Raw genomic sequence first — 11,684 nt, forward strand, 5'->3', positions numbered from 1 at the left:
ATAGCATCTTTTTATGTTAGGGCATTCTAACAAAAACGCCCTAGGAGCCAGTATGAAGGTTAACTTTTTTGTCACCTGCTTATGCGACACAGTGAAAGCTAATGTCGCAAAGCGCACTGTCGCCCTATTAGAGCAATTAGGTTGTGATGTGATTTTTCCTGAGGCCCAAAGTTGCTGTGGCCAGCCATCCATTAACAGTGGTTATGTAGAAAGTAGCAAGCCTGCTATGAAGTCGTTCATTCGTGCCTTCGAGTGCAATGATTACCCCATTGTTACCCCAGCGGGTTCTTGCGCTGCCATGGTCAAGGCCTATCCCGAATACTTAAAAAATGAGCCTGAATGGGCCATGCGAGCACGCGCCGTTGCTGATCGGCTTTTTGAATTAACCCAATTTGTGGTTCGCGAGTTAGGGGTCGTTCAGCTGGGGGCGAAGCTGGCAGGAACGGCTGTTTACCATCCTTCTTGTAGTTTAATTCGTAAGTTAGGTGTACGCGATGAACCTTTATCCTTATTGGCTGAGGTAGAAGGCCTGACTTTATTACCCATTGATAATCAAGAAACCTGCTGTGGTTTTGGAGGAACCTTCTCCGTCAAAATGGGCGAAATTTCTGGAGAGATGGTAAAAGAAAAAGTGCGTCATATGAGTGACGTTACACCGGATTATTTGATTGGCGCAGACATCAGTTGTTTGATGAACATAGGAGGGCGTCTTCATCGTGAAGGGAAGGCGATCAAGGTTATGCACATTGCTGAGGTGCTGACGAGCCGTTAGTTGATTTCGTTGAAGGGGATAAACATGTCAATGAAAACCAGTCATGCGACGTTTAAAGAGCGCATTGATATTCAAATGCAAGATGGTTATATGCGCCAGTCTGTTGCCAATGCACAAGAGCGAATGTTCACTAACCGTGCTAAAGCCGCCGATGCATTAGGTAATTGGGAACAATGGCGAGAAATGGGAAAGGAGATTCGCCAGCATGTTTTGGAGAATCTTGATTACTATTTAGAGCAGTTGAGTGACAAGGTTGTGGAAAACGGTGGCCATGTGTTTTTTGCTCGCACGGCCGAAGAGGCTAGAGGTTATATTGAAGGTGTCATCAAAGAGAAAAAGGCCAAAAAAATCGTTAAATCCAAATCCATGGTGACCGAAGAAATTGATTTGAATAAGGCCATTATCGATCTTGGCTGTGAAGTCATTGAAACGGATCTTGGTGAGTATATTCTACAAGTAGATGATTGCGACCCGCCTTCCCATATTGTGGTGCCCGCATTACATAAAAACCGTACTCAGATTCGCGATATTTTCAAAGAGAAAGTAGGTTATCAAGGGACAAATGACCCTGAAGAAATGACGCGCTTTGTGCGTCAGCACATTCGTCATGATTTTTTAGAAGCCGACATCGGTATTACTGGTTGTAACTTTGCTGTGGCAGAAACGGGCACGGTCAGTTTAGTGACGAATGAAGGTAATGCACGATTGGCCACCAGTTTACCAAAAACGCATATTGCGGTGATGGGGATGGAACGTCTGGTGCCAACCTTTGAAGAATTGGATATTGTGGTGAGCTTGTTATGCCGAAGTGCGGTGGGGTTACCGTTAACCGGTTACGTGACGGCGCTGACAGGCCCAAGGGAGAGCGATCAATGTGATGGACCAGAGGCATTTCACTTGGTGATAGTCGATAATGGTCGTTCCGCTATTTTAGGGTCTGAATTTAAAGACATTCTACGTTGTATAAGGTGTGCAGCGTGTGTGAATACTTGCCCTGCCTATCGTCACATTGGCGGTCAATCCTATGGTTCCATTTATTCAGGCCCTGTTGGGGCGGTGTTGTCACCACTATTAGGGGGCTATGACGATTTTAAAGAGTTACCTTATGCTTGTAGTTTATGCCAGTCCTGTAATGACGTCTGCCCTGTGAAAATTCCTTTATCCGATTTATTGCTCAAGCACCGTAGAGTCATGGCAGAAAGTAAATTAACACCGCTTGGTGAACGTGCAGCGGCAGGGTTTTTTAACTATGTGAATGCTCGTCCAACATTGTGGGGTAAAACCGTTAAAGCGGGCGCCAAAGTGGCCAACGCGACGATAAAAGACGGCAAAATGCCTTTTAATGCGGGACCCTTAAAAGACTGGACGGATTCACGTGACCTTCCTCAACCTGATGGCGAGTCTTTCCGTAGTTGGTTTAAAAACCGAAAACAAACACAAGTCGATCAGCAGAAAAATGAGGCAGGGGGCAATCATGACTAATCAGGAGCGATTACAGCACCGTACCGCTTTTTTGGATAATATTGCTAAGGTATTAGATCGGCCTAGACGCACGCAAGCACCGGTTCGACCTGCTTTTAAATATTGTTGTCATCAAGAGGTTATGGCAGGGTGGTCGCCAGATCAACTAAGAGATCACTTGGTTGATTACACCAAAAATGCATTGGGTGCTGAGGCTATTGTTACAACTAAGGCTAAGTTGAGTCAGGTGTTGTTTGAGGTTTGTCATGCTTATCAGCAACATAAATCGTCTAGCGATGGTAACGATGTTGTGTTATCCGCTGATGTTCGGCTGCTGGCTGATGTGGATATTAACCAGCTTACTCAAGCGGGATTAAGTCCATATGTATGGGATTCATCTCTTGGATACGACGCGAATATCCGTGTTTGTGAGCGAGCTAAGGTGGGGGTTGTGTTTGCAGAACAAGCCCTAGCGGAATCTGGCACCATGGTGCTCTATAGTCAGGCTGAACAGGGACGCGTGATTAGCTTATTGCCTGAGGCGTCGGTATTTATCGTGCCAAAAAGTGCCATTGTGCCAAGATTAACCCAGGCGACAGCTGTGTTGACCGAGAAAGCCAAAGCCGGTGAGCGGATGCCATCCTGCGTTAACTTTATTTCAGGGCCCAGCTCGACGGCGGATATAGAGTTAATTAAAGTAGTTGGGGTTCATGGTCCTATTTTTGCGACCTATATTATTCTGGATGATCAATAATCATTCGACGATAAACACTCTGAAATGACTTATAAAAGAGAATCTTTGGCATGCCCGCAATAGACGATTTAATCCTGTTTACTCAAGTCATTGAACACGGTTCTTTTAGTAAGGTTGCTGAATTAAATGGTATTACCAAATCGGTAGTGAGTAAGCGCATCAGCAAATTGGAAAAAGAGTTGGGTGTGCAATTACTTTATCGTACCACTAGGAAATTGTCTCTTACTGAGGCGGGAGAGGTACTTAACCGTCGAGCGAAGAACCTTAACCAAGTGGCACAATCGGCGTTTGATGCGATTACAGGTTACAGTGAATCCATGTCAGGTCATATACGGATGTCGGTACCGACAATCTCCGGTGAACTGTTATTGGCCGATGTTGTTTCCGATTTCTGTAATCGCCACCCTGGGCTAACGGTAGATATGTCCATGGACAATCATTTTGTGGATCTTGTGGCGGAGAATTATGATTTGGTGATCCGAACTGGGTATTTGGAAGATTCCAGCCTGATTGCTCGGCATATATTTAATTCTCGTTGGGTGATTTGTGCGTCGCCTGCTTATCTTGACCGCAATGGCGTTCCCCAGACGCCTGCGGCGTTATCAAGGCATAACTGCTTAGGTTATACCCATCAAAGTACGGGTACATTTGACTGGCAGTTTTCTCATGACAATCGCCTTTATACCCATAAAGTGTCGGGGAATTTTGCCTCTAATAACGCGGCGGCATTAAAAAAAGCCGCACTGACGGGTAATGGGGTTGCCTACCTTCCCACTTGTCTCGTCTATGACGAATTGCAAAAGGGTGAAATTATCGAAATACTGGCAGGTCATGTTGGTAAAGTAGTAGGTATTTATGCTGTCTACCCCTTCACAAGGACACCTTCTAAACGCATACAGGCGCTAATAGAACATATTCGAGAAGGCTACCTATCTATGAAGGAACGCTTCTAACCACGAACCTTATCCAACGTGAGTTTGGTGAGGAATTTGTTTGCCCCGACAGGCAAATTTCTTGGTATTTCTCTTCTTATTTATCACCTGTCATTTAATTTTTTCCTTTTTCCTGACTTTTTAGTGGCTTGTTAGTCCTGCTGCTGACCTTATTATGATAATAACAGGGTTGTATTTATCAACCGATTCAATTGTTAGACAAAGAGGGCTGTGCCATGAGTGATGATGCAAAACGTTTAATCGATAATTTGTTTGAACGTATTACTGAAGCAGAAAAACAAACTGGCGAGCGGGATAAGGACGCTGAAGCTCATATTAATAAACACCTTGTCAATAATCCATCTGCGCCTTATTACATGGCGCAAACCATTATTATGCAAGAAGCTGGATTAAAACAGTTAAAAGCAAAAGTCGAGGCATTGGAAAAAGAAGTGGCTAGTAAACCAAGTTCCGGTGGCTTTTTATCGGGCTTATTTGGTGGTGGCAGTCAAAATACCAATAATGAACAAGCGCGTAGACAAGGGAACTCTGGGTCAGGTTGGGGCGGAAATGCGCAACAAGCAGGAGCAGGCTATGGTGCAGGGTCGGCCTATGGTCAACAAGCCAACTACCAAGGGAATGGAGCAAGAGGGCCTGCTGCTGGTGGTATGTTTGGCGGCGGTGGCGGTGGCAGCAGCTTTTTAGGTGGTGCTTTAAAAACAGCCGCAGGTGTCGCTGGTGGTTTGGTTGTAGGGAATATGTTGATGGATATGTTTAGTCATCATTCGCAAACCGAGATGGTCGATATTATTAATGAAACACCGCCACAAGATATGGGACAAGCAGGTTTTGCCGATAATGGCATGGATCAGGGTGGCTTTGCTGATAATGGTATGGATCAAGGTGGCTTTGGTGATAATGGTATGGATCAAGGTGGGTTTGCTGACAATGGCATGGGGCAAGGGGGATTTGGGCAAGCTGGCTTTGACCAAGGTGGTATGGATCCCGATGGATTTAATTCAAACCTAGGTGGTGGGTTTGACCAAGGTGGCTTTGGCGATGCTGGTGGTTTTGATGACTTTGGTGGGGATTTTGATGATTATAGCTAAACTTTAGTGGCGTGATGTATCGATCCCAGAGAAAATATCTTGCGCCTTGCTTTTCTTGGTTCTAGTCTCTTAATAGTGCTTAACGATGATATGAAGAGGTACTATAAGGATGGAGTCGGTATGAAAGAGAAGGGCTGTTTAGTATTTTTTTGTGGAAAAATGGGGGCCGGTAAGTCGACACAAGCTAAGCAAATGGCTGAAAAAAGAAATGCGGTTTTGCTGTCAGAAGATGTGTGGTTAGCGGCACTTTATCCGAATTTGATTCTTTCTTTTAAGGACTATTTAACTTATTCGGCACGGTTAAAACCCTTAATCAGAGAGCATGTTCAGAATATTCTTTCTACCGGGACCAATGTTGTCATGGATTTTCCTGCCAATACCGTTGTACAACGTAAATGGTTTTTAAGTTTAGTCGCAACCATCGATGCGCCGCATGAATTCTTTTATTTAGATGTCAGTGATGAGCAATGTTTAAAACGCATTGCGCAGCGGCGCAAAGAAGAACCCACGCGAGCAGCGTTTGATACGGAATCGGTATTCCACCAAGTGACTAAGTATTTTGAAGTACCGAGTCCTGAAGAAGGATTGAACTGGCGAGATAAAATATAAAGCCTGACGTCGTCTGGCTTTATTTATAGGCTTTCTAAAGGCGATCCATAATGAATTAGAGAATGGATCGCCAGCCTAAGAAATGATTATGATGGCATCTTAACAGTACGTAGGTAGGGCAAAATAGTATTAACTTCACCAAATTTTTCTTTCGCCTGTTCATCGTTTAAAGACAAAGCAACAATAACATCTTGGCCTGCTACCCAATTCGCTGGCGTTGCAATCGGTTCACCATAGCTAGATTGTAACGCATCAAGAGCCCGTAAAACCTCGGCAAAATTACGACCAACTGACATTGGATATGTCATGGATAGTTGTAATTTTTTGTCTGGGCTAATGATAAAAACGACTCGAACACTGGCAGAATTCGCTGCGGTTCTGCCATCGGGAAGGTAAGCGTCAGCAGGTAACATATCCAATGCTTTAGAGACTTCTAAAGATTCATCTGCGATAATAGGGAAACTTGCTTTTGCACCAGAGAAAGACTCGATATCGGCTTTCCATTCTTTGTGTTCTTCAATGCCATCAACAGATAAACCAATCACTTTTGTACCACGCTTTTCCCACTCTGAAGACAACTGGGCAACTGCCCCAAACTCTGTAGTACAAACTGGTGTGAAGTCTTTAGGATGACTAAACAAAATTGCCCAACTGTTACCTATCCAATCATGAAGCTTAAAAGTACCTTGATCCGTTTCAAGTTCTAGGTTTGGAATAGTATCGTTAATGCGTAAAGACATTAGATTCTCCTTAATATTGGTTGAAGTACGAAACAAGCTTTAAGCTTGTATTAACTATCTTAGGATGTCCTAATATTTATCTCCATATGTAATTTTCTACTAAGCTTATAAATAAAAGCTATAAAAATTTCGGTGATATTTGGATAGCTGCTGGAAGACTAGGTTGTTGGGACGATTCAATGACTGGAAAGTGAAAGTACGAGCAGTGACGGATTTGTCTGGATACTCGTCGACTGTTTTCTGAGAGAAGGTCGATGTTAATTCTATTTATAGCTTTGAGTGTCTATAGCTAACTCGATGGTAAGAGCCAGTGGAAAGTGCAGGGCTTCTTATTTGGTATGTGCATTGTCGTCAGAGTGACTGTTTGTTTAAAAAATGAACTATATTCATTTTTTGTCTAGATTTTATTCAGTTATGGCAATTTTATGAAGTTCCCACTCTTATCCTTAATATATCCACGATTTACTAGGAGAAAAATGAAGCATCATTAAATTTTTCTCTAACACCAATATTTGTTACTTCTAGCAAGATTTTTTTGAAAGTTTTATCAGACTATTTTGCAATAAAAATCGGTGTGATTTTCGTGTTTGAAGTTCTTTCTTCTGACATAGCTTTTAGAATTATCATATTTTTTTATGATTTTTATATTATTTTATTGTTTTAAAAAGAGTTTTTTGATCGTTTGTACATGTTGCAATCGTCCATATAAATTTTTAGAAGAGAATACACCCCCTTGTTTCTGTGAATGCTTTGCACAGGTCAGATGTAAGTCAGTCAATTACAAAGAAATCGTCAAGAGGCAGGTTGATTTGATGATGTAATGGTGTGGTTAACATTACAGTTACTTGAGATAGGTCAAAAAAAAATGTACTACTGAAGTTTGTACTTTCTTGTGAAGCCTCTTACCTATTCGATTTGTTGAGGGACTTTCACTGCAATCATTTACTGATGATTACAAAAAAGGATATCACTTCGGTGCTTTGTCACTTTGGTATTTATAGATGCTTCAATCCAATGAGGAGTCTGTAAACGTAGCAATGGCGGTGTACTGAAACATGTGGATGAATTCACTTTTATAAAATAAATAGATTATAAATCACTGGGGGTAACTATGAGTAAAACACATGCGAAGCATTTGGGGGCAGGGTTGTCAAATCGACAAGTCTCCATGATTTCAATTGCGGGGATCATTGGAGCGGGGCTATTTGTTGGTTCCGCTAATGCCATTGCAACCACAGGGCCTGCTATTCTGATTTCCTATGCGATGACAGGGGTACTCGTACTGCTTGTTATGCGTATGTTGGGTGAAATGGCGGTGTCTAATCCCGATTCTGGGTCTTTCTCGACGTACGCATCTCGTGCTATTGGTCCATGGGCTGGCTTTACAATTGGTTGGTTGTATTGGTGGTTCTGGGTATTGGTCATTCCTGTTGAAGCCATTGCTGGGGCGAATATTCTGCATGCTTGGTTCCAAAACATTCCTTCATGGGAATTTGCGATAGGGATCATGGTGATTCTGACCATATCAAACTTATGGGATGTAAAAAGCTATGGTGAGTTTGAGTTTTGGTTCGCACTGATTAAAGTGGTCGCGATCATCGCGTTTATCATTATTGGTGGCATGGCGATTTTCGGTGTTTGGCCATTAGCTGAGAATGTTAGCGGTGTGTCGAATCTGTATGCTCATGGAGGCTTTATGCCAAAAGGGTTTGGCACCGTGCTTGCTGGTGTATTAGTGACGATCTTTTCTTTCTTCGGAGCGGAAATTGTGACCATTGCGGCGGCAGAATCCAAAAACCCAGGAGACAAGATTCGCCAAGCAACAAAACTGGTTGTGTATCGAATTGCGCTGTTTTATATCTTGTCTATCTTTGTCATTGTGTCTCTGGTGGCTTGGAATGACCCTGCATTAAAAGCGGGCTCTTTCCAGTTTGTTCTCAGTTCACTTCATTTACCTCATGCTAAATTATTGGTTGATATTGTCGTATTGACTGCGGTATGTAGCTGTATGAACTCAGGGTTATATACCGCTTCTCGTATGTTTTATTCGTTGGCCTGTCGTGGTGATGCGCCAGCGGTAGCGACAACACTTTCTTCTACTGGTGTGCCTCGTGTGGCCGTAATTGCTTCAACCTTGGCTGGATTTGCTGGCTGTTTTGCTAGTTATGTGTTCCCAGGTGAAGTGTTTAGCTTCCTTTTATCAACCACGGGGGCTATCGCTCTTATTGTCTATTTGGTCATTGCTGTGTCTCAGTTGAGAATGCGTAGTGCACTGGAAAAAGAAGGAAAATCGCCTGCCTTTAAAATGTGGTTGTTTCCAGGGTTAACCTGGTTAACTATTGCCGTTATTGCGGTGGTTTTGGGTTATATGTGTATTTCTCCAGACTACCGACCAGAAACCTTTGCAACCGTTGGCGTAACCGCGATTATGCTAATCTTTAGCTTTATTGTTACTGGTAAACGTACCACTGACAGAAACCTAGTAACGGAATAACAGTGGATGGCTAATGCTATTGACGTCTCTCATATAAGCTGAGCGATAAACATTTCTTTGAAAAAGCACGATGATCCTATCGTGCTTTTTTTTGTGGGTCGTATTTAAGTTAGATCTCTGAAAGACAAACCGCTAAACTAGACCCTCGTTTGGTTACTTTTAGATGACATAGAAATCTGCGAGCAAATGTGACGGTACGATAGTAATGTTTAGGATGTAAGATGAGAGTCGCAGTAGTTGTTAATTCTTTAAAATTGGGCGGAATGGAGCGGGTGGCTTGCAGTTTGACGGATGCGTTTGCAAAGCAAGGCCATGATGCTCATCTTATCTATTTAAAAAATCGTCGAATCGAAGTTACTCCCAGTCATCCGAGCTCGACAGTGCATTTATTTGATTTAAAAAAATGGGTGTTATTGACTGGCATTGGATTCATATGGCTAGTGATCTGTCGCTTGTTGAATGTGGCATTTCGTAAGACGTTTGCGATGTTTTTTGCCTATGCAGAGGCGGTGGCTTTTGCTTATAAGCTAAATCGTCTAGAAAAGCGTGTTGGCCGTTTTGATCTGATTGTGTTCCGAGGTCATGGAACATTCAGTCATGTTTGGCCTTTGCAAGACAAACGTTTCGTGTTTGTCTGTGAAAGCACACAAAACAAAGTGCATTTTGGTGCGTATTCTAAACGTATCTTCACCTTATTGTTTTCTCATCGTCGTATGGTTTGTGTGTCGGATGGGGCGCGTGAGTCGTTTGAGGACTTAATTGAATCCTTCCAGATTCCTTGTCAGAGCATTCACACGATTACCAATCCTAATGATTATGACAAAATTCGTTTGGAAGCGGTACGTCTAGTTGAGGGTGTGGAATATCATAAAAAACCCTATATTTTAGGGCTCGGACGCTTAGTGCCGGGCAAGAACTTTTCGTTGTTGGTTGAGGCATACCATTACGCTCGTCAACACTATGGCATACAGCATGATTTAGTGATTGTTGGGGAAGGGCGTGAGCGTGAAAAAATAAAACAAACCATTAAGCAGTTTGCTTTAGAAGATTATGTTTTTTTAAAAGGACAACAAAACAACCCGTTCCCTTGGTATCAGCAAGCGGATCTTTTTGTATTAAGCTCAACAAGTGAAGGTTTAGGAATGGTGCTGATTGAGGCACTGGCTTGTGGTACATCCGTTGTGGCGACAAATTGTCCTGGTGGCGTGAGTGATATCATGCAAGGTAAGTTAAAAGATTTTTTAGCACAGCAAACACCGGAGTCCTTGGCTGAGAAAATCGCCTTGGTGCTACAAGAAGAGAGAACCCCAGAGCTGACGGCAGATATTACCAAAGCATTACAGCAGTTTGATGAAGCGCATATTGTCGAACAATATATCCAAGCCTACTTTGCGACAGAATAATATTCTGTAAAGCGATGAGAGGATTGCACAGACACGAGTTAGCTATGAAGAAAACGGATTATCAATATGCTTTACAGCCTGATTGGCAAAGTGAGGCGATACTGGAAAACACTCAATCGAAACATCAGCACTGCGTCACCATTAATTTAGCGGATGGCGGAGGGTTTAATGAATTAAATGTCGATGATTTCACTTGGCTATTAGCGTTTTCTTATCAGTCGACTCATAAGAAAAAGCAAGGCTCTATTGCGATAGTTGAGTCGGATGAGTCAGAAGTGTCGGCCTCTAATACTCAGTATTTTGAGTCGGGTGAAGAGGGGATGCGTTATCTCAATTTGAGTGGGGTGTTGAACGATAATGCTAAATCAGTGGCGATCTTGATCTTTCAGCATTGTCGTTTGCCTAATTATGGAAAATTATTGGCGTTTAAAAAGCCGGATTTTAGCGATGGGCCAATTTTAATCCTAGCCCCTCATGCCGATGATGCGGAGTTGGCGGCTTATGGCTTTTATCGTGATTTTGCCGAGTCGACTTGGATAACAACCATTAATGCCGGGCAAAATGTTCAGAAATTGGAAAAGCAATATATTCCTAGTTTGGACGATAGCATGCATGCGGCGGTTGGACGTAAAGCGTCCATTAGAGCCTGGAATAGTATGACGACACCGCTGCTTGCAGGTGTTCCCCTAGAGCAGTTATCTTCCCTTGGCTACTTTGGGCTAACCAAAAATGCGCTTTATGATACCGCGAAAGAGCCTCAAACGGATCCGGTCTTGGCGGAGTTAACGCCGCAAGTGAGTCGTCAGTGGAATCGCATTTTCTTGCCGAATGATTTGTCGAATAAGAGTTCAGGGGAAGCCCTAGTCATGGATTTGACTAGCTTATTAGAACAAATCAACCCCACCACCGTATTGGTGACGGAGCCGGAAATCGACCCTCATCCTGAACATATTATGTCTGCTCATGCTTTAGCGCTGGCGATTCGTGAAAGTTCACATACGCCTGAGCGGGTACTAATGTATGTGAATCACCTTCGTCACATAAAGACCTTTCCTTATGGTCCTGAGCATGCCAAAACAGCCTTACCGCCATGGTTTAATGAAACGTCTGTCTTTGGTTCGTTTGCTTGTTATAGCCATCAGTTGGATATCGCGACGCAAAAAGAAAAAGTCGTCTCTTTTGATACGATGCACGACCTAAGGAGTAAACCGCGAGTCGGTAAAATGCTTAAAAAGTGGTGGAACAAAAAGGTATTGAAGAATGGTTACCAGTACTATGGCGACCATGTGTACTTTCAAACCCATATTAAGTCGAATGAAGTATTTACTTTGGTAGATGGTAGCGTGTTTAGTGAGGCTTTAATTGCTAAAGCATCACTTGATAAGGCTGTATAGATGTCGATTTGGAAGT

Annotated in this window: 10 protein-coding genes; 9 read left to right on the forward strand and 1 reads right to left on the reverse strand. The window is 42.9% G+C overall.

Annotated features, from left to right (window positions below; all coding sequences use genetic code 11):
* The first annotated feature begins 52 nt into the window (after positions 1 to 52).
* From AC0VYG_RS05990 to AC0VYG_RS06015, 6 genes are all read left to right on the forward strand, one after another.
* Positions 53 to 772 (forward strand): (Fe-S)-binding protein, encoded by a 720-nt coding sequence (locus AC0VYG_RS05990; RefSeq protein ID WP_475431409.1) that lies wholly within the window; start codon positions 53 to 55, stop codon positions 770 to 772.
* A gap of 24 nt (positions 773 to 796) precedes the next feature.
* A complete protein-coding gene (locus AC0VYG_RS05995) occupies positions 797 to 2,254 on the forward strand; it encodes a LutB/LldF family L-lactate oxidation iron-sulfur protein (RefSeq protein ID WP_475431410.1) in 1,458 nt (485 codons plus the stop codon).
* Positions 2,247 to 2,987: a LutC/YkgG family protein gene (locus AC0VYG_RS06000; protein WP_475431411.1), complete on the forward strand. Its 741-nt coding sequence runs from the start codon at positions 2,247 to 2,249 to the stop codon at positions 2,985 to 2,987. The genes AC0VYG_RS05995 and AC0VYG_RS06000 overlap by 8 nt, the downstream gene beginning before the upstream one ends.
* 50 nt (positions 2,988 to 3,037) lie before the next feature.
* Positions 3,038 to 3,940 (forward strand): LysR family transcriptional regulator, encoded by a 903-nt coding sequence (locus AC0VYG_RS06005; RefSeq protein ID WP_475431412.1) that lies wholly within the window; start codon positions 3,038 to 3,040, stop codon positions 3,938 to 3,940.
* Between the two features lie 215 nt (positions 3,941 to 4,155).
* Positions 4,156 to 5,028: a DUF2076 domain-containing protein gene (locus AC0VYG_RS06010; RefSeq protein WP_475431413.1), complete on the forward strand. Its 873-nt coding sequence runs from the start codon at positions 4,156 to 4,158 to the stop codon at positions 5,026 to 5,028.
* Positions 5,029 to 5,148: 120 nt separating this feature from the next.
* A complete protein-coding gene (locus AC0VYG_RS06015) occupies positions 5,149 to 5,637 on the forward strand; it encodes a P-loop nucleotide/nucleoside kinase family protein (RefSeq protein ID WP_475431414.1) in 489 nt (162 codons plus the stop codon).
* Between the two features lie 86 nt (positions 5,638 to 5,723).
* Here AC0VYG_RS06015 and AC0VYG_RS06020 read toward each other — a convergent pair whose 3' ends face one another.
* Positions 5,724 to 6,377 carry a peroxiredoxin gene (locus AC0VYG_RS06020; RefSeq protein ID WP_475431415.1) on the reverse strand — a complete coding sequence of 218 codons (654 nt, stop codon included), beginning with the start codon at positions 6,375 to 6,377 and terminating at the stop codon, positions 5,724 to 5,726.
* Positions 6,378 to 7,488: 1,111 nt separating this feature from the next.
* Here AC0VYG_RS06020 and AC0VYG_RS06025 point away from each other — a divergent pair.
* From AC0VYG_RS06025 to AC0VYG_RS06035, 3 genes are all read left to right on the forward strand, one after another.
* Positions 7,489 to 8,871, forward strand: coding sequence for an amino acid permease (locus tag AC0VYG_RS06025; RefSeq protein WP_475431416.1), 1,383 nt, complete (start codon positions 7,489 to 7,491; stop codon positions 8,869 to 8,871).
* A 221-nt stretch (positions 8,872 to 9,092) separates the two neighbouring features.
* Positions 9,093 to 10,274: a glycosyltransferase gene (locus AC0VYG_RS06030; RefSeq protein ID WP_475431417.1), complete on the forward strand. Its 1,182-nt coding sequence runs from the start codon at positions 9,093 to 9,095 to the stop codon at positions 10,272 to 10,274.
* A 44-nt stretch (positions 10,275 to 10,318) separates the two neighbouring features.
* Positions 10,319 to 11,668, forward strand: a complete 1,350-nt coding sequence (locus AC0VYG_RS06035; RefSeq protein ID WP_475431418.1) for a hypothetical protein — start codon at positions 10,319 to 10,321, stop codon at positions 11,666 to 11,668.
* Positions 11,669 to 11,684 lie beyond the last annotated feature (16 nt).

The sequence above is a fragment of the Marinomonas sp. 63XJN7_7_ISO-PGPR-S23-202 genome (assembly GCF_056173505.1).